This window comes from Flintibacter sp., assembly GCF_046973065.1.
The window spans coordinates 1-18949 of sequence record NZ_JBKVXZ010000066.1 but is presented as its reverse complement, the minus strand read 5'-3'; the positions used below and the strand labels follow the sequence as shown (position 1 = coordinate 18949).

The following is an 18949-nucleotide window of genomic DNA, read 5'->3' as shown; positions in this document are numbered from 1 at the left end:
AGCAGGCCAAAGTCCAGAATCTGGAACGCTGGAAGCAGGAACTTGCCGGACTGACCGGAGCGGAGGCAGAGCAGGAGCGCCTGCTGCGGGAGAAGGAACAGACAGAAAACCGCAAGGCTGCCCTGGAATTTCTGCAGGTTCAGGTAAGAGCCTGGCAAGCCTGCTTGGGACAGTTGACCGAGAGCCAGACCCGGCGGGAGGCCCTCTCCCAGCGGCAAAAGGATCTGGCTGCCCGAGTTCTCCAGGCAAAAAACACGCTGCAGACCAGCCGGGAGACCTGGCAAGCGGCTCAGGGTTTGCCGGAGGAGAAGCAAAAGCTTCTGCGCAGCCAGGAGCGGGCAAAGGAGAAAGCGAAGGCTCTGGATGAACTGGCGGCCACGCTGGATGACTGCGGTAAGGTGCAGCAGGCGCTCCAGAGGGCTCAGACGGCGTATCAGCAGGCCAGAGAGCAGGCGGAGCAGCTGGAGGAGGACTACCGCCGAAAGAACCGGGCGTTCCTGGACGAGCAGGCGGGGGTGCTGGCGCAGTCCCTGGAGGATGGTAGTCCCTGCCCCGTGTGCGGTTCCCTTCATCATCCGGCTCCAGCCCAACTGTCCGGCGGCGCTCCCACGGAGGCAGAACTGGAACAGGTGAAAGGAAAACTGGAGGCGGCCCGGCAGCAGGCCCAGACAAAGAGCCTGGCTGCGGGGGCGGAGCGGGCCGCCCTGGAGGAGCGGCAGCGCCAGCTTCTGACACAGATGTCGGTGTATATTCCGGACCCTAACCTGGAACGTGCCGGGCAGCAGATCGACGCTGGCCGGGAGGAGGCTGGGAGAGAGCTGTCTCAACTGCATCAGGCGCTGATGGAGTTGGAGGCGCAGCTTGCCCGCCGGGAGGAGCTCGGACAGGAGATCCAGCGGCAGGAGCTGGCTTTGGCTGACCTGGAAAAGCAGCAGGAGCAGCTGCAGCAGGACCTTACCCAGGCGGAGGTGGCCCGGAGTGCCTTAGACGGCCAGAGGGAGCAGATGGAGAACACCCTTGGACGGGAGCTGACCGTCCACCTGGGAGGCTGCGCACTGGAGAAAGCCCCCGCTGTGATCGCGGAGGATCTGGAGCAGGAGAAAACGACGCTGACACAAATGGAGGAGCGGGCCCAGATACTCCGGAAAAAATTACAGCAAAAGCAGGAACTGGACCAGAGAATTCCCCAGGAGGAGCAGGCCTTAAGAGAGCTGGAGCAGTCTGCTGCTGCTCTGCGGGAGGAATTGGCGGGTGCTGAAAGCCGGAACGAGGAGATGACGGAGCAGATTGAGGCTCTGCGCACCCAGCTTCATCATCCGGATCTGCAGGCGGCCAGAGGACGTATTGCCGCACTGGGAGAGGAGATCCAGAGTTTGGCCGCAGCGCGGAAAGCGGCCGAGGAGACTGCAAACAGCCGTCAGGCAGAACTGACCAGGGCGGACGCTGCCATCCAGGAGCTGAAACAAATGCTGGAGAGCGGCCAGAAGGTGGATATCCAGGTCCAGCAGCAGCGAAGCGAAGAGCTGACCCGGCAGCGCAGCGAAGCTGCCCAGGCCCAAAAGACCATCCATGCCCGTCTCGTGACCAACAAGACAGCTCTGGAAAATATGCAGGAAAAGGCGGCGGACCTGGAGAAGCTGGAAAAGCGGTATACCTGGATGCGGGCCTTGTCCAACACGGTCAACGGCAATCTCGCCGGCAAGGAGAAGGTCGCCCTGGAGACCTATATCCAGATGACCTTCTTTGACCGTATTTTGCAGCGGGCCAATGTCCGCCTGCTGGTCATGTCGGGGGGACAGTATGAGCTGAAGCGCCGCCGGGAGGCGGAGAATAACCGCAGCCAGAGCGGCCTGGAGCTGGACGTGATCGACCATTACAACGGGTCCCAGCGCAGTGTCAAATCCCTGTCGGGCGGAGAGTCCTTTAAGGCCTCGCTGTCTCTGGCGCTGGGGCTCTCGGACGAGATTCAGTCCGCCGCCGGAGGAATCCGGCTGGATACCATGTTTGTGGATGAGGGCTTTGGTTCTCTGGATGAGGAGTCGCTGCAGCAGGCCATCCGGGCGCTCTCCGGACTGACCGAGGGAAACCGTCTGGTGGGGATCATCTCCCATGTGGCGGAACTGAAAGAAAAGATCGAAAAGCAGATCGTAGTTACCAAAGATAAGTCCGGCGGAAGCCGGGTGGAGATTTTGGCGTGAGCCGTGCTGCGCCCATTTGTCCCCTGTGTCCATGCGGATACAGGGGACTTTTTTGCGCTGTGGGGTAGGGAAGCAAGGAAAAAGCAAGATTTCCAGGCGAGCCAAAGAGCGGCTTCTATGGTATGATAGGGAAAACCCGTGGAGGTGAGAGATGTGAAAGGGGAGCGCACCATTCATCGGCGTGTTCTGGAGTACGCATATATGGATACTGACGCGCTGTACCGGGATTTTCATATTCCGGAGCAGGGCTATGATGAGGAGCAGGCGGAGGAGAGTCGGCAGCGGTATGGCAGCAATGTGTTGTCAGGCCGGGCGTCGGACACGGTGCTCTACCGCTTGCGCCGAGCGTTTATCAATCCGTTTGCAGTGATCCTGTTTGTGCTGGCCAGCATTTCTTTTGTGACCGACGTTCTTCTGGCCTCCAATTTCAGCCGGGATATGACCACCGTCATCATCATTTTATCCATGCTGCTCATCAGCGGCGGCGTGCGGTTTATTCAGGAGATGCGGGCCAAGCGTGTGGCAGACCGTTTGACCGAGATGATCGCGTCGGAGGTGTTGGCGTACCGGTACGGCCAGTGGGTGGGACTGTCCTCCACCGAGCTGGTGGTGGGCGATACGGTCCGCCTGCTTGCCGGGGACCGTGTTCCGGCGGATATTCGCCTGACGGCGGCCAAGGATCTGTTCGTCTCTCAATCGGTGATCACCGGCGAGAGCGCCATATGGGAGAAACAGGCCCAAGTCCTTCCCGAGGGACAGGCGCGCTCCTATGGCGAGTATGAGAATATTGTCTTTATGGGCTCCTCCGTCATTGGAGGTACGGGGGAGGGCATCGTGCTGGCGGTGGGAAAGGACACTGTCTACGGCGGCTTCTCGGATGCCGAGGCCCACTTGAAAAACGGCTTTGACCAGGGGGCCAACTCCATCGCCTGGGTGCTCATCCGCTTTATGGTCATTTTGACCCCCATTGTGTTTGCCGCCTGCGGGCTTACAAAGGGCAACTGGTTTTCCGCCTTCTTGTTTGCCCTGTCTGTCGCGGTAGGACTTACCCCGGAGATGCTCCCCATGGTCATCAACGCGTGTCTGGCCAAGGGCAGCGCTGCTATGGGGAAAAAGCAAACTGTGGTCAAAAACATCAATGCCATGCAGGGCTTTGGCAGCATGGACATCCTGTGCGTGGACAAGACCGGCACTCTGACCGGAGACGAGATTCTACTGGAATATTACATGGATATCCTGGGCAACGAGAGCGAGAAGGTGCTGGACTTTGCCTATCTCAACAGCCTTTACCACACCGGGGTGAGAAACCATCTGGATTCCGCAATTTTAAAGTGCCGGGAGATGCCGGGGCGCAGCGGGTATTTTCAGTGGTGGGCGGAGGAGCATCCAAAGCTGGATGAGCTGCCCTTTGATTACGAGCGGAAGTTTGCCAGTGTTCTGGTGAAGGGAGAAGAGAAGAATCTGCTTGTCGTCAAGGGCAGTGTGGACGAGGTGTGCCGCCGGTGCAGCTTTGTGGAATATAGGGGAGAGCGGCAGGCCATGCAGGCCAACGGACTTGCCAGCGTTCACGCCATCGTGGACGAGATGCTGGAGGATGGCATGAAGGTGCTGGCCGTAGCCTATAAACCGCTGGACGCAGCGCAGTTAGAAGGAGAAGACGAGAGGGACTTTGTCCTTTTGGGCTATCTGGCCTTTTTCGATGCGCCCAAGCAGACTGCCGCCGCTGCCATCGGCAAACTGCAGGGACTTCATGTGGGCGTCCGGGTACTTACCGGAGACCAGAGAAGCGTAGCTGTGTCCATCTGCCGCAGGCTGGGCATCGATACGGTGCACACTCTGACAGGCGAGGAACTGGAGCGGCTCACCGAGGACGAACTGCCCGTCAAGATCGAGCATACCACCGTATTTGCAGAGCTGTCGCCCAAGCAGAAGGTGCGGGTCCTTCAGACGCTGCAGGCCAATGGGCATACAGTAGGATTTCTGGGGGACGGCATGAACGACCTGCCCGCGATGGTGGAGTCGGATGTGGGTATCTCCGTAGACACCGCGGCGGAGGCAGTCAAGGAGGGAGCCGACGTTATCCTGATGAAAAAAGACCTCAATGTGCTGGAGGAGGGAATTCAGGAGGGCCGGAAAGCCTTTGCCAATGTGTCCAAATACATCAACATCACGGCCTCGTCCAATTTCGGCAATATCCTTTCCATCGTGATTGCCAGCGTATGTTTGCCCTTTTTCCCCATGACTTCGGTGCAGCTGCTTTTACTGAATCTGCTTTATGACATGCTGTGCCTGGTCCTTCCGTGGGACCATGTGGACGAGGAGATCTGTGCCCAGCCGCTGGAGTGGTCTGGGCGGACACTGGGCCGTTTCATGCGCTTCTTCGGCCCCATCAGCTCGGTATTTGATATCGCCACCTTTGGGTATTTGTTTTTTGTCCTGTGTCCCTCTGTGTGCGGCGGGAGCTTTGAAGCCCTGGCCGGCAGCGGGGAGCAGCTGCGCTTTATTACCCTGTTTCAGACCGGGTGGTTTCTGGAGTCCATGTGGACTCAGGTGCTGATTCTGCACCTGCTCCGCACCCAGAGAGTGCCGCTGCTTCAGAGCAAGCCCTCCCGTCCGGTGATGGTGGTCACGCTGCTGGGGATCCTGCTCTTTACCGTTCTGACCTTTACTCCGGTGGGAAAGCTTATCGGCCTGACTGCGTTGCCGCTGTCCTATTTCGGATTCCTGGTTGTTATCGTTTTGCTCTACCTGCTGGTGGTCACATGGGCCAAGAGCTGGTATCGAAAAAAATATCACGGCCTGCGCTGAGAAGGGAGGAGTCTGGTATGAAAAAGAAAATCGGTTTTATTGCCCTGGATTCCTCCCTGGCGGGGTGGCTCTATGAGAAGCTGCGTACCTCCGCGCCGGATACTCCGGCAGCAAAGGACCTGACAGAGGGATTGGAAGAGCTGATGACAGGCAGCGCAGACTCCCTTATGCTGGAGCTGGGAGAGACGGATACGATGATGCCCTCCGGCGACAGTATAAGCTGCGGTGCGCTGTCCATCGACCTGAGGCTGCGCAGAGTGATCCGGGACGGACAGGAGATCGCGCTGACTCCAAAGGAGTTTGATATTCTCTATTTTCTGGCCCGTAACCGCGGGGAGGTATTTACCAAAGAGCAGATCTATCAGGCGGTGTGGGAGCGGGATTACCTGCTGGATGACAGCAATATCATGGCCTTCATCCGAAAACTCCGCAAGAAGATCGAACCCAATCCCGATGCGCCGGAATACATTCTGACCATCTGGGGTATCGGCTACAAATTCAATGACAAATTCTGACCCTGTATCCTGACGAAATCGCAAGGAAATCACAAGGCTTTGGCCATGTGATTTTCCTTGCGATTTTTGTATCCTGTTTATGGTCGGCAGGGAAAACGCTTTGGAGTGTATCCCTTCCGAGAGAATGACGTGGAAAGTGAGGTGAGCGGCATGGACTCTGACGGCAGTCCCAGAAGGCGCAGTGCAGCACATAGGAGGCGGGAGTTTTATGCCTCTCATACCGCACTGCTTGCCTCTATGAAAAAGCAAGGAGGTAAGACCGATGAACAAGAAAGAAAAGCGCATTGCCCCTCGCCAGAACGTTGAGAAGGCAGTGGCCCGTGACGAGCAGAACCGCCGCATCCAGGATGCGGCCACCAACTCCGCACAGAATGTTTTGCGTCAGATGCACGCCGCTCTGCGTGGTCTGGACGCGGAGACCGTGTTGGAACACCGCAATCAATACGGCAGCAACAAAGTGACCCGGGAGAAAAAGAAATCCCTGGCCAAGCGGCTGGCCGGCGCCTTTATCAATCCCTTTACAGCGATTTTGTTCTGCCTGGCCCTGGTATCCACCATGACGGACATGGTATTTCCCTATCTGTCTTTGTTTGGAAGCGTGCCGGAGGATTTTGACTGCCTGACGGTGGTGATTATCCTGACCATGGTCATCCTCTCCGGTACCCTGCGCTTTGTCCAGGAGTCCCGGAGCGGCAATGCGGCAGAAAAGCTGTTGGCCATGATCACCACCACCTGTACCGTCACCCGCAAGGGACAGGAGAAAGTGGAGATCCCCATGGACGATCTGGTGGTGGGGGACATTGTCCACCTGTCCGCGGGGGATATGATTCCCGCCGATGTTCGCATTTTGGAGGCAAAGGACCTGTTTGTCAGCCAGGCCAGTCTCACCGGAGAGAGTGAACCGGTGGAAAAGACGCCCCACGTCAACGACCGGAAGGAGAGCGTCACCGACTACACCAACATTGCCTTTATGGGCAGCAATGTGGTCTCCGGCAGCGCAACGGCGGTGGCAGTGTGTGTGGGTGACCACACGCTGTTTGGCTCCATGGCCTGCGCGGTAGCAGGGGAGGCGGTGGAGACCAGCTTTACCAAGGGTGTCAATGCGGTTTCCTGGGTGCTCATCCGTTTCATGCTGGTCATGGTTCCGCTGGTGTTTTTCATCAACGGCATCACCAAGGGCAACTGGCTGGAGGCATTCCTGTTCGGAATCTCCATTGCCGTAGGCCTGACCCCGGAGATGCTCCCCATGATCGTAACCACCTGCCTTGCCAAGGGCGCGGTGTCCATGAGCAAAAAGCAGACCATCGTCAAGAACCTCAATTCTATCCAGAATTTCGGCGCCATCGACATTCTCTGTACCGATAAGACCGGCACCCTGACCCAGGATAAGGTAGTGTTGGAGTACCACCTCAATGTGAACGGGGAGGACGACACCCGGGTGCTGCGCCACGCCTATCTCAACAGCTATTTTCAGACTGGTTATAAGAATCTGATGGACCTGGCCATCATCCACAAGACGGAGGAAGCAGAGGCGGAAGATCCCCGCCTGCTGGACCTTTCGGAACACTATGTGAAGGTAGATGAAATTCCCTTTGACTTTACTCGCCGCCGTCTGACCACAGTGGTGCAGGATCAGGCCGGAAAGACTCAGATGGTGACCAAAGGGGCGGTGGAGGAGATGCTCTCCATCTGCGCCTTTGCAGAGTGTGACGGCAGCGTGCAGCCGCTGACCGACGAGGTGCGCGGCCGGATCCTTCAGACTGTGGAAGGTCTCAACGAGAAGGGCTTCCGTGTTCTGGCCATTGCCCAGAAGAGCAACCCTTCTCCAGTGGGAGCTTTCGGAGTGAAGGATGAGCAGGACATGGTGCTGATGGGCTACCTGGCCTTCCTCGATCCGCCCAAGGAGTCTACCGCCGACGCCATCAGAGCCTTGAAGGACCACGGCGTGACGACCAAGATCCTCACCGGGGACAACGAGAAGGAGACTCGAACCATCTGCAAGCAGGTGGGACTGAAGGTGCGCAACATGCTGCTGGGGTCCGATCTGGAACATATGAGTGACGCTGAGCTGGCAAAAGCGGCAGAAGCCACCGACGTCTTTGCCAAGCTGACCCCGGACCAGAAGGTGCGGGTGGTCTCAGTCCTCCGGGAGAGCGGACACACGGTGGGATTCATGGGCGACGGCATCAACGATGCCGCGGCGATGAAGGCGGCGGATATCGGTATTTCGGTGGATACTGCCGTGGATGTGGCTAAGGAGTCGGCAGATATTATCCTGCTGGAGAAGGACCTGATGGTTTTGGAGCAGGGGATCATCGAGGGGCGCAAGACCTATGCTAATATGATTAAGTATATCAAGATGACCGCCTCCGCCAACTTCGGCAACATGTTCTCGGTGCTGGCGGCCTCGGCGCTGCTGCCTTTCCTGCCCATGATGAGCGTACATCTGATTTTCCTCAATCTGATCTACGACCTGTCCTGCACGGCCATTCCCTGGGACAATGTAGACGAGGAATTTATTGCAAAGCCCCGGAAGTGGGATGCCTCCAGCGTGGGCAGCTTTATGCTGTGGATCGGCCCCACCAGCTCTATCTTTGACTTTGCCACGTATATCTTCATGTACTTTGTGTTCTGCCCGATGTTTGTATCCGGCGGTGTGCTGTATAACGATCTGGCCAATCACTTCAGTGGGGCCCAGCTGGTACAGATGCAGATGGCATATATGGGTCTGTTCCAGGCGGGATGGTTCGTGGAATCCATGTGGAGCCAGACGCTGGTCATTCACATGATCCGCACTCCCAAACTACCCTTTATCCAGAGTCGAGCCTCCGCGCCGCTGACTCTTTTGACCTTGACTGGAATCACGGTGCTGACTATCATTCCCTTTACCCCTCTTGGCACTATGTTGGGGTTTGTGGCTCTGCCTGCGGCCTACTTTGCCTATCTGATCCCCTGCATCCTGCTCTATATGGTGCTGGCCACCAGCCTGAAAAAGGCCTACGTGCGGCATTACGGCGAACTGCTTTAAGAATGGAGGAATGACTGATGAACTGGACGAAAATTTGGCTGGACCTGTTTGGAACCACCACTCTGTGGGGACTGGACATGGGCTTTTGGGTAGCTATGGCGGCTGTTTTGCTGATTGTGGTGCTGATGAATGTGGTGTTCTGGGGCATGAAACCTCAGCAGCCGGAATCGGGCAAAGAACAGTAACCGGAATATAAAAACAGCACTGCCGGCATGATGCGCGGCAGTGCTGTTTTTGTTAGTCCTCGTCCCCAGCTTTGAAATTATAGACCGGGCGAATGATCTTTTTCACTTCTGCAGTGGGACCGATGTTGTCCAGAATGTCCTGCATCCCCTTGTAGGCCATGGGACACTCGTCCAGAGTGGCGCGGCTCACTGAGGTGGTGTAGATGTCCGCCATCTGCTTTTTGAATTCAGAGACGGTAAAGGACTGTTTGGCGTCTGCACGGCTCATCAGCCGTCCGGCGCCGTGAGGCGCGGAGCAGTTCCAGTCCTCGTTGCCCTTACCTACGCACAGAAGACTTCCGTCCCGCATGTTGATGGGGATGAGCAGCTGTTCTCCTGCCTGGGCAGATACGGCTCCCTTCCGCAGGATCATGTTTTGGGTATCAATATAGTTGTGGATGGTGGTAAACTGCTCCTCCACGTGGAGCTTCATGCCCTTTATGATCTCATCCATCATGGCCTGCCGGTTGAGCATGGCAAAGTGCTGAACAAGTTTCATATCGTGGATATACTGCTCAAACAGCTCCCCGGACACATAGGCCAGAGCCTTGGGAATGTTAGTCTGCTTGAGATTTTTTAGCTTCTTCAGCTCTTTCTGAATGTCTTTTTCACGACCATCGGCCCGCATTTGGGCAACCAATGCCGCAATGGAGGCGTCATCGGTGCGGTTAAGGACCTTGTAGCCTGCCTGTTGATAGTAGCTGGCGACCTCCACACCCAAGTGACGGCTGCCGGAATGGACGACAATATAGAGATTACCCTCGTCATCTCTGTCCACTTCGATAAAGTGGTTTCCGCCGCCCAAGGTGCCGATGCTTTTTTCTGCCCGCGGCAGATCCACATGGCGGGCGCAGTACAGCTGGCTCAGGTCGATCTCGTTGAGATACCGGTGAGCTTTGTCTCGGATGGAGAAGCCGGAGGGGATCCGCTCATAAATAAGTTTGTCCAGCTTTTGCAGCTCCAGCCGCTTTTCCCGGATACGAGTAGTCTCCATCCCGCAGCCGATATCCACGCCGACCAGATTGGGCACTACCTTATCGGCGATGGTCATGGTAGTGCCAATGGTGCAGCCCGCACCGGCATGAATGTCAGGCATCAGACGGATTCGGCTGCCTGCGGTAAATTCCTGGTTACACAGCTCCTGAACCTGGGCAATGGAGGCGCTGTCCACCACGTCAGTAAAGATTTTGGCCTGGTTGTATTTTCCTTTAATTTCGATCATAGTCTCCTCACAATTATCTTTGTGGGGCATTGCCCCGCTTTGTTGTGCAGCAGGGGAGTATAGTCCGCACCCGGGCGGCGAAGACAGGTTGCTTCATAAACGGATTTTGATAAAAAAGTAGGGTTTGACACAGCCTTTCCTGCTTATCATACCGAATACACGGAAAATTATCAACTAAAGTTTCGTATAGCATTTAGGGATGAATTTAGGCAAACAAAAAAGGATGCCGATAAACAGTCTGTTTATACGGCATCCGAAATGTTGTTTTTCTCTGCGGTTACTCCACTTCCGGATCAGGCAGAAGCCGGACAGCTGCCAGCTGATGGAAGAGTGCAGCAAATACCAGGCCAAATGTCACGCCCAGGAACGTGTCTGCAATACGCAGAATGACTGCGCCCTGCAGTCCGTAGATCCCGGTTCCCAGCATCAGTGCGCCGAAGCAGTTCATGGCGGTTTTATACCGGTAATCGGTGCAGAAACCCAGACACAGCCCTCCCAACGGACCCATCAGTGGATGAAGGGCTTCCGGTGTTACCAAATGAAGGACAAAAAACGCGCAGCAGCCTGCGACGGCTCCTACAATCCGCTGCCGGAAGCGGACAACTGCATTGCCGGAGCAGGGATATTCCGACAGCAGCGACGCGCAGGCAAATCCCATCCACATAAACCGTTCCACGCCGAATACCTGCCCGGCAGTCAGAACCAGACTCACGCCAAGGGCCATGCGCAGCTGCCACAGGTGAACCGGTGTGGACAAATCAAATTTACGCATGACGTGGTGGAAACGGGTGGTTTTATGATGATGCCGGTGCTTGGCAAACAGGATCGCTCCGCAGATCAGGTAGCCCACCAGTGCCATGAGAGCGCGGCGAACCAGGGCCTCTCCCAGTACGGGATTGCCGGTCAGATAGACGTAGGCAAAGCTATATAAGCCGCCGTTTCCCATTTCGGGCCGTTGGGTAGTCATGTAGAGCATGGCAAAAAAGGCTGTAAAGTGCAGCGGGATCAGGAAAAGCGGCGGAAGCACCATGGCGGCGCTGGGAACCAGAACCAGAATGGCCAGAACGACCGCCAAAGTGACAAGAGAGTCGCCGATGCAGTATTCGAAATTGACAAAACGGATCCCCAGCATCATGCAGAATAAGGCCACAGCCAGAGGCGTGTTGTCCGAGCCAAACACACCAGACAGCAGGCTGATAAAGACGATGGCAAAGGCTACGATCAGTACCGAGCGCACGGCCATGGCGATCCAGTAATAGTTTTTTTCCTGCCTTGTGTCACAAGCGGCGATCTTCCGCTTCAGCACAGCAGGATCCATTTGCAGTGCATCATAGAACTTCGTGGTCACGGGATCTATCCTGTCCTTTCTCAATGTGTGTGGCAAGTTTGTCCGCGTAATACATAAATGCTTCAAAATCTTCGCTGGAGCTGCGCCACAGATCGTAAAATGGCTGCAAAATACTTTCGTATCCCTCTTTTAATTCGGCAAGGCCTGTTTCCGTAATAAAGAGCCGATAGCTGCGCTCGTCTGTTTCCTGGCGCTGTTTCCGGATACACTCTTTTTCGTAGAGGGATTTCAGACAGCGGCTCACCGCTTCTTTTTTCATACCGCTGTTCTGGCTGAGCAGAACAGGAGTATTTTGTTCCGGCTGCAAATACAGGTGGGCCAAGAGCTCACACTCGCTGGCAGTCAGCAGAGACTTCCGCAAAGGGAGCAAGGAGCGCATAACCTTTTGAAGCTGTTGCTGGAAGTGCATCATATCGGTCCATTCCACGCGTAGTGTCTCCTTCTTGCATATAGTTAACGGCGTTAAGTATATCGGAGAGACTTGCTTTTGTCAAGTGTTTTGAGAAAGGCAGGCGGCCACCCTGGGAGCGTATGACAGATTATGGATGGTCGGTTATAGGGAATGCGACTCCTTGATATTCTAGGACAAGTCGGGAAGCGTACCGGATCTGCCAGATACAGCAAGATCTGGAAGCTCTTATCCTCGGTAAATCCTATGGAGGACAATTCTGCCTTTTCTAATCCGGGCAGCGTCACCGGCGTCTGGCTGGGCCTCCGGCAGCTTTTGCCGGGATAACCGAGCGGAAAATAAAAAACCACTCGCAGAGCGAGTGGTTGAAAGATAGTTGGATACCTCAAAAAGAAAGGGGGGCGCAATGTGGAGCGGGAAATACGAAACGTTATCGGCACTCCTGCTTCATGGCGAAATACCCGATGAGTACCGTCCAAACATAGGCGCAGGTCTTGGGGATCATCAGCATCCCGATCATGGGGATGGCATCCGCCCACAGAACGACAGGGATGTAAAAGCCAAAGCTCAATACAATGGTCAGCCACATCCACCGAAACGCCCGGTCTCCGTGGTCTCTGGCGCTGCGATAAAACAGCACGATCACCAGCAGACCAAGCAGAGCGAAGGGAATGTTGCGGTAGATGCCCCAAGAGAGGGGGGCGTCGGCACTGAGCCACTGATTTTGAGGCATCATACATAGAAGGATCCGCAGACCGGCCAGAACATATACTGCGGTGGTCAGGCCGCCCTGTCCCTTGACATGGTACCGCTGCCGCCATACATAGTAGAGCAGTACATAGAAGATTGTCATAGTGACCGAGGTGATCCATTTTCCCAGTCCCAGAGGAACGGTGTAGTTTTCAAGGCCTGTGGTGCACAGAGCAACCGCACGGGGGATCAGATGGAAGGCGTCGCCTGCGCCTAGCACCACCGCCATGAAGCCGAACAAACGGAACTGACGGTTTCCCTTACTGCCCCGAATCATCAGGATACCGATAGTAATGACTGAGACCAGGTAGACCGCATCAAATAGAGTTTCCATAATTGCCTGCATCGCTTATACTCCTTTTTCTTCCATGTTTTGATTTGCAGCAAAGGCCGCTTTGCCAAAGTTTCGGCCAAACAGCAATCCGGCCAGCAGCAGGGCAGCTCCCAGGCCGGTGTAAAACACGGCAATAAACTGCTCCGGCGCAAGTCCACTTACCCGCAGGCCAATTCCACCAGTCATCATTACCGCCATAATGGCAAAGGCTTTTTTGTCAAAGAATTTCAGGAAAAAGTGTCGCTCCTCTAAATAGGAGACAATCCGGCTGGTGTGCTTTTTCACCAGTTTTCCAAAGATAAACCGCTGAAACACGGCAAAAACCAGCACAGACAGCAAAAAATTCAGCACCGAGAGGTAGGCTGGGTAGGCCGTCAGGCCGATGCGTAGGATATTGAATCCCGCCGCGCTCCACACCAGACAGGCCAGAAGCAGCAGGGTGTTTCGCTTTACTTTCATGGGTTTCCTCCTTCTTAAGTGAACAATGTTCAATTTTTGGGATATAAAATTCCCACTGTCCTGTGGGAATTTTAATAGAGAGTCCTGCGGACGATCTCCAATACAGCGGTAGGATCATAATCCTGCCGCAGCAAGGCTGACAGCATTAGGGAAAACAGAAGATCTGCAAATTTTTCCGCTGTAAATTGTTCTGTGAAGGCATCTGGCCGCACTTTGGTGTCCCGCTGTAAAACGGAGTGCAATCCATCCAAAATGTGCTGCCAGGTCTGCTGCATCTTCCGTCTCCCGTCCGATTTGTCTGCCCCCATAAAGCCCAGGGAGTGGAGGGTAAAGAATCCGGGATATTGTTTGCAGCCATATTCCATTCGTTCGTACAGCCAGGTAATGCAGGCCTGGGTGTCCTGAAACACAGCTCCATCCTCCGGGCGGTGGAAGATCTCACACCAGACGCTTTCCACGGTGGCGCCAACCAGGGCAGACTTGGAGTCAAAGTAGTTGTAAATGGAACCGACCGATACTCCGCAGGCCGCCGCCACTGAACGAATATTGACGGCCGACCAGCCCTCTCGCTGGATCAGTTCCCGGCTGGTTTTTAAGATATCCTCTTTTGATGTGACAACGGTATTCATCCAATCACCTCAATATGAACAATGTTCATTATAGGGATTTATCCATTGTTGTCAAGTGTGATTTGTATCGTAACTTTTGCTGGGACTGGATTGCCGATAAACAAAAGGGGGATTGTCTATGACTATAAGACCGCTTTGATTGTCAGATGGGGATGCTCATGGTATGATAAGAATATCAAATAAAGTGCCTGTCAAGAACCTTTGCCGGGTGGCTGAGGTTTGGAAAGGAGAAGTATATGCCCCGTACTGATGTAACACAGATGCCTTTTGCAAAACTATACCCGTTGCTGGTAAACAAGGCCGGAAAAAAGGGCCGCAGCAGGGAAGAGGTGGATCAGGTGACCGCTTGGCTCACCGGGTATACCGCGGAGGAGATTGCCCATCTGGAGCAGTCTGATACCAGCTACGGCGACTTCTTTCGGAAGGCTCCTGCCTTGAATCCAAACCGGACTAAAATTACAGGTAAGATATGTGGAATCCGGGTAGAGGAGATCGAAGACCCGCTGATGCGGGAGATTCGATATCTAGATAAGCTGGTGGATGAGCTGGCCAAGGGAAAATCCATGGAACAGATTTTGAGAACATAAATGAAATCCCCCTATTCTGTGCTGCTACAAGCATAAAATAGGGGAATTGTTTACTTTACATTTGTCCCTTCCATACCCGGGCCAAAATATCTTTGAGCACCAGCAGAGCGTCGGTGTTGTTATAGCCGTAGTCCACCCGCAGCTGGGTGAGCATCTCGCGCAGGGCCGGAGCATAGTCGTTGATACGCACCGTTTTATAGTAGGTGGCCAGCACCGGGTACTTCTTGCTCCATATCTTGTTCCAGTCGATCCGGGACTGAGCTTCGTCACTGACGCTGTCAATCATTTGCTGGGCCTGCTGCTCGTCAAAATCGTACTCAATAAGCTCATCCAGGGTCATGTGGTAGAGCATGGCCAGTCCCTTGGACTGCCGGATGTCGGGCAGAGTCTCGTTGGTCTCCCATTTGGAGATGGTCTGGCGGCTGACTCCCAGCTTTTCCGCCACGTTTTCCTGGGATAATCCGCTTTTCTTCCGGGCGTGATATAAGCTGCTCCCTAAACTCATAACAGTTCCCTCCTGATATTACGTGTTCTGCCCTTCAGTATACTGTTCGTATAGTAAAAAATCTACCAAGCGAAACACACACTTTCGCCCGGTTTCCTGACATTTCCCTTGCGGCTGTGCTATACTGGAGAAAACGGAGATGGGAGGGATCTGTGTGACAAAGGAAGAGTACCAAGCGGCCGCCCGCTACTGGGAGGAAAAGGACGCAGACAGCGTCAAACTGGAGCCCGGGAAGCTGCGCTCCATGGTGGAAGAGTATATCCAGTCCAACAACACCTGCGCTCTGGCCACCGGGACAGGGGACTATGTGCGCTGTACCCCTATTGAGTACAGCTAGCACGACGGCTGCTTCTGGATGTTCAGTGAGGGGGGCAAGAAATTCATTGGCCTTGAAAAGAATCCCCATGTGTGTCTGGCCATCTATGACCGGTACGAGGGTTTTGGGGCACTCCATGGGATGCAGGTCATGGGTTTGGCAGAGTTAGTGGAGCCGTTCAGTGAGGCTTACAACGACCACGCCGCACGCAAAAAGATTTCTTTGGAGTTTCTGCGTAAACTGCCGTCTCCCATGCACTTAATTTGTGTTCGGCCTACTCGCATCGACTGCCTGTTCTCTGACTTTAAAAAGCTGGGATGCGCTCCGCGGCAGACGTTGTTGCTGGAGGAGACATTGTGACAGGAGCAAAACATTCAGATAGAGCCGATAGGAGGCAGAGCATGGTATATTCCGAAGAGGAGCTGCTGGAGGCCAAACGGCAGATCGATTCCACCCTGCATAAGTTGGCAGAGACCGTCAAAACACTGGAGGGAAAAGAAAGCCCTGCCCGCTATAAATCTCAGATCACCTTGGCTAAGCGGCGCATCCACCTTTACCCTTGCAGTGGATCTAATCCAGAGAGAACTGGAGCAGAGGACAACGTGATAACAAAAAGCCCGGAGCATCTGAAGTTGCAGAAGCTCCGGGCTTTCCTGTTCTTAGAATGGTCCCAGCTCGCCGCTCTGGATACGGCGCTTCAGGTCAAACACCTTTTCCTCGATTTGGGTCATGACGGTGAGAAATTCTTCATCTTCTTTGCCGCTGGGATCATCCAGGCCCCAATCCTCCCGATGGGAACAGGGGAACGTGGGACACTGGACATTGCAGCCCATGGTGACGACGATATCTACCGGCGGAAGGTCGGAGAACGGTTTATTGTACTGGGTCTGTTCCATATCGATGCCGTGTACCCGTTTCATCAGGCGTACCGCGTCGGGATTGATTCGGGAGCCGGGCTCAGTACCGGCAGAGAAGCTATCAAACACATCGCCGGCCAGTTTTTTGCCCAGTGCCTGGGCCATCTGGCTGCGGCAGGAGTTATGAACGCAGAGAAAAGCTACCTTGGGCTTTTGGTGGTTGGCAGCAGAGAAGGGGCAGCGCTTGCCGATGCACTGGTTGTTTTGACTGCTGTAAGAGCAGACGGGGAGAGTCCGTTCCATCTCCACCCCAAGATGCTCCCGGGTAAAGTCGATGGCGGCCAGGATGGACAGGAAGGAATCCCGTTTGCAGCACCGGGGGCCGCCCGCCTTCCCGATGCTGTCCAGTGCCCGGGCGGTCATCTGGTTGCTCAGTCCCCAAGGTTCCTGGGCCAGTGGTGTGGACTGCGTGGCAATGGCTAAAAACTGTCCCGCACTGATCCCAGCCCCGCAGGCACCCCAAAAGCCGCAGGCTCCGCCGGGAACTTCTTTGCCCCGGCTGTACATCTCGCGAAGGGCGGCCTCCAAATCCAAGCTGCCTCCGGCATTTTTATAGGCGGTGAGCAGAGCGGCTCCCACCATGACATGGTGTTCCGGGCCGTGCATATGGCAGAAGGGGAGATCCATCATCCGTCGGACAATGGCCACAGGGTCTTTGGAGGTCTCAGAGAGACACAGGCCAAAGATGCTGTCCATGCCCTGGGTATGGCAGTCATTGCACACATAGTGTCCTTTTACGCAGCGCGTTTTGCTGGGTTCTTTTTTATGGCAGATAGCGCACTCCATGATCTCATCCTGGATCAGATATTCCAGGGGCGCCCGACAAATCAAACATTCTTCCCGGTTCAAACCTCTGTTTCCTCCCATTTTTGCAGCGCAGCATGTTGTTCCGGTGTATGAAACCAGTGTTCTCCACCTTCCAACACAGTGAGCTTAGCATTGTGTTGATGAGTATACTCTTCCACAGTATGACGGGGAGTCATATTGTCCCCACTTCCGTAGAGAATGCAGATAGGGCAGTCCCAATGGTGGACTGGATGCTCCCGTACCCAGCATAGATACGTCCAGGATAGAGTTTGGCCAAAAGAGGTGGCGATTTCACCCTGCTCCTTTAGTTGTTCCTCCGACACTCCGGCCCAGCCCATCATAGTCAAAATCAAGCGTTCCATGTCCACAATAGGGGAGACAAGTAGAGCGCGACGGGGTGTGTCCAAGGCCAGCATAGCAAAATAAGCTCCGATGCTGTTGGCACGGAGAGAGACCGTTTTCCAGTGCTGCTTTGACCAATACAGCGCAGCTTGAATGTCTGGTACTGCTGTCCATGGGGTAAATACCTCATCTCGATTCTGACGTTCTCCATGACCAGGCAGATCAATGGACAGTACCTGGTACCCCTGGGGACAGGCTATCAGAGCAAAGGCTGCAGCTTCTTCTTTATGCCCCATTTGTCCGTGGAGAAATAGATATCCTCGCTGCGCAGGTTCCCCATATAAAATCGCGGGAATCATACCAATTTGAATGTGTTGGGTTTTCATTGTTTTGCCTTTCATTGGGTTAGTATCAACGCCATCCGCTCCAGACCCAGTCCAAGCCCCTCATGGCCTACACATCGGCTAGGGCGGGTGTTGACGGCATGATCCAGCAGAGGCTGAGTTTGGTTGGAAGTGTCCAAACATAGATCCAGTGCCAGCACATCTTCCCAAGCCCGGTTTAGGAAGGCTACCTCACGGCGGCCATGGGTACGGGTGATTTCAATCGTGCCTGCCTGACGCAGGTAGTCCGCGGCCTGTTCGTTGGAAAAACCGGCGGCAGTGAGACTGTCGAGCAGTCCCTCCCGGAACAGTCCTGGGATGTCCACCCACTGGAAAGGCGATACATCATAGCGGACAAAGGTATACCGGCTGTGGCAGTGGACAGCCAGAAGGGACTTGTGCCCCCGCAGGTCAATGACATGAAGATCCCAGCAAAAACGCCGATCCGACTCAGTGCCATACTCCGGCGTTTTAACCTTCAGAAATCGCTGGAGAGGAAAAGTAAGACCCAGTTCCATCACTTCACCTCGTGGGGGATGGTGATCTTTGTTACCTGAATGTGCCCGTCTGCAATCTCCACCATCATCATGGTGATCTCCTGATGAAACCGCCTGGGACCGCAGGAGCCAGGATTGAGCCATAAAATACCGTCTTTCTCTTTCTGAAGATACTTGTGGGAGTGGCCGAACACCACTGCATCCACACCGGAAAGGTCTGCTGGGACCTCTTTTTTGTTGTGGACCATATAAAAGGTCACGCCACCCAGGGTAACTGTGAGATCGTGGGGGATAGCTTCCGCCCACTCTTTGTCGTTATTGCCCCGAACGATGTAGAGGGGAGCGTATTGCCGCAGTTCGTCTATGATGCCGGGTTTATTGATGTCGCCGCCGTGGAGAATGGCGTCGACGTCTTTCAGATATTCCAGCACCTCGGGCCGAAGCAGACCATGGGTGTCGGAGAGAATGGCAAGTTTCATGGGGAATATCTCCTGTCACGGGTTGATTTTGCGAATCTGTTCCAGATCACCGCTGCATAAGGCTTCCAGATTGCGGAAGATTTTCTCCGGCTCCCAGTCCCACCACCGGAGTTGCAGTAAGTAGGCCGTCAGTTCCTGGTTGAAGCGGGGACGGATCACACGGCAGGGATTTCCCGCTGCGATGGTGTAAGG

The 18949-nt window shown here is 54.9% G+C and carries 19 protein-coding genes and 1 pseudogene; 8 read left to right on the top strand and 12 right to left on the bottom strand.

Annotated elements, in window-relative coordinates:
- From ACLTXB_RS16655 to ACLTXB_RS16635, 5 genes are all read left to right on the top strand, one after another.
- Positions 1-2198: SbcC/MukB-like Walker B domain-containing protein (locus ACLTXB_RS16655; protein WP_428227748.1), on the top strand; the 2198-nt coding region annotated here is incomplete at its 5' end.
- A gap of 144 nt (positions 2199-2342) precedes the next feature.
- On the top strand, positions 2343-5006 hold the full coding sequence (gene mgtA / locus ACLTXB_RS16650; RefSeq protein WP_428227747.1) for a magnesium-translocating P-type ATPase: 2664 nt from the start codon (positions 2343-2345) through the stop codon (positions 5004-5006).
- Positions 5007-5023: 17 nt separating this feature from the next.
- Positions 5024-5521: a winged helix-turn-helix domain-containing protein gene (locus ACLTXB_RS16645; protein ID WP_428227746.1), complete on the top strand. Its 498-nt coding sequence runs from the start codon at positions 5024-5026 to the stop codon at positions 5519-5521.
- 262 nt (positions 5522-5783) lie between these two features.
- Positions 5784-8549: a magnesium-translocating P-type ATPase gene (mgtA, locus tag ACLTXB_RS16640; protein ID WP_428227745.1), complete on the top strand. Its 2766-nt coding sequence runs from the start codon at positions 5784-5786 to the stop codon at positions 8547-8549.
- 17 nt (positions 8550-8566) lie between these two features.
- Entirely contained in the window at positions 8567-8734 is a 168-nt protein-coding gene (locus ACLTXB_RS16635) for a hypothetical protein (RefSeq protein WP_020989558.1), read from the top strand.
- Between the two features lie 52 nt (positions 8735-8786).
- Here the strand turns inward: ACLTXB_RS16635 and ACLTXB_RS16630 are convergent, their stop codons facing one another.
- From ACLTXB_RS16630 to ACLTXB_RS16605, 6 genes are all read right to left on the bottom strand, one after another.
- Positions 8787-9995 carry an RtcB family protein gene (locus tag ACLTXB_RS16630; RefSeq protein WP_428227744.1) on the bottom strand — a complete coding sequence of 403 codons (1209 nt, stop codon included), beginning with the start codon at positions 9993-9995 and terminating at the stop codon, positions 8787-8789.
- 277 nt (positions 9996-10272) lie between these two features.
- Positions 10273-11343, bottom strand: coding sequence for an FUSC family protein (locus tag ACLTXB_RS16625; RefSeq protein WP_428227743.1), 1071 nt, complete (start codon positions 11341-11343; stop codon positions 10273-10275).
- Positions 11324-11770: a MarR family winged helix-turn-helix transcriptional regulator gene (locus ACLTXB_RS16620; protein ID WP_428227742.1), complete on the bottom strand. Its 447-nt coding sequence runs from the start codon at positions 11768-11770 to the stop codon at positions 11324-11326. The genes ACLTXB_RS16625 and ACLTXB_RS16620 overlap by 20 nt, the downstream gene beginning before the upstream one ends.
- A 412-nt stretch (positions 11771-12182) precedes the next feature.
- Positions 12183-12848: a hypothetical protein gene (locus tag ACLTXB_RS16615; RefSeq protein WP_428222849.1), complete on the bottom strand. Its 666-nt coding sequence runs from the start codon at positions 12846-12848 to the stop codon at positions 12183-12185.
- A 3-nt stretch (positions 12849-12851) separates the two neighbouring features.
- Entirely contained in the window at positions 12852-13295 is a 444-nt protein-coding gene (locus ACLTXB_RS16610) for a hypothetical protein (protein WP_428227741.1), read from the bottom strand.
- 71 nt (positions 13296-13366) lie between these two features.
- Positions 13367-13924 (bottom strand): TetR/AcrR family transcriptional regulator, encoded by a 558-nt coding sequence (locus tag ACLTXB_RS16605; protein WP_428227740.1) that lies wholly within the window; start codon positions 13922-13924, stop codon positions 13367-13369.
- A 236-nt stretch (positions 13925-14160) separates the two neighbouring features.
- Between ACLTXB_RS16605 and ACLTXB_RS16600 the strand changes: the two genes are divergently transcribed.
- Positions 14161-14511 carry a DUF2200 domain-containing protein gene (locus tag ACLTXB_RS16600; protein WP_008980388.1) on the top strand — a complete coding sequence of 117 codons (351 nt, stop codon included), beginning with the start codon at positions 14161-14163 and terminating at the stop codon, positions 14509-14511.
- A gap of 55 nt (positions 14512-14566) precedes the next feature.
- On the opposite strand, the gene ACLTXB_RS16595 is transcribed toward ACLTXB_RS16600, so the two are convergent.
- Complete coding sequence (locus ACLTXB_RS16595) at positions 14567-15016, bottom strand: helix-turn-helix transcriptional regulator (RefSeq protein ID WP_428227739.1); 450 nt, start codon at positions 15014-15016, stop codon at positions 14567-14569.
- Between the two features lie 154 nt (positions 15017-15170).
- Here ACLTXB_RS16595 and ACLTXB_RS16590 point away from each other — a divergent pair, with 154 nt between their 5' ends.
- Positions 15171-15353 (top strand): hypothetical protein, encoded by a 183-nt coding sequence (locus ACLTXB_RS16590; RefSeq protein ID WP_428227738.1) that lies wholly within the window; start codon positions 15171-15173, stop codon positions 15351-15353.
- An 18-nt stretch (positions 15354-15371) separates the two neighbouring features.
- Positions 15372-15692: a hypothetical protein gene (locus ACLTXB_RS16585; protein WP_428227737.1), complete on the top strand. Its 321-nt coding sequence runs from the start codon at positions 15372-15374 to the stop codon at positions 15690-15692.
- Positions 15693-15991: 299 nt separating this feature from the next.
- On the opposite strand, the gene ACLTXB_RS16580 is transcribed toward ACLTXB_RS16585, so the two are convergent.
- From ACLTXB_RS16580 to ACLTXB_RS16560, 5 genes and pseudogenes are all read right to left on the bottom strand, one after another.
- Positions 15992-16441, bottom strand: coding sequence for an arsenate reductase ArsC (locus ACLTXB_RS16580; protein WP_428227749.1), 450 nt, complete (start codon positions 16439-16441; stop codon positions 15992-15994).
- Positions 16433-16945 (bottom strand): annotated as a pseudogene (locus ACLTXB_RS16575) (DUF5714 domain-containing protein); the annotation flags it as partial. The pseudogene ACLTXB_RS16575 and the gene ACLTXB_RS16580, both read right to left, overlap by 9 nt.
- A 149-nt stretch (positions 16946-17094) precedes the next feature.
- Positions 17095-17784, bottom strand: a complete 690-nt coding sequence (locus ACLTXB_RS16570) for an alpha/beta hydrolase (protein WP_428227736.1) — start codon at positions 17782-17784, stop codon at positions 17095-17097.
- An 11-nt stretch (positions 17785-17795) separates the two neighbouring features.
- Positions 17796-18299 carry a DUF6933 domain-containing protein gene (locus tag ACLTXB_RS16565; RefSeq protein ID WP_110440852.1) on the bottom strand — a complete coding sequence of 168 codons (504 nt, stop codon included), beginning with the start codon at positions 18297-18299 and terminating at the stop codon, positions 17796-17798.
- Positions 18299-18757 carry a metallophosphoesterase family protein gene (locus tag ACLTXB_RS16560; protein WP_428227735.1) on the bottom strand — a complete coding sequence of 153 codons (459 nt, stop codon included), beginning with the start codon at positions 18755-18757 and terminating at the stop codon, positions 18299-18301. Before ACLTXB_RS16560 ends, ACLTXB_RS16565 begins: the two co-directional genes overlap by 1 nt.
- Positions 18758-18949: the final 192 nt, after the last annotated feature.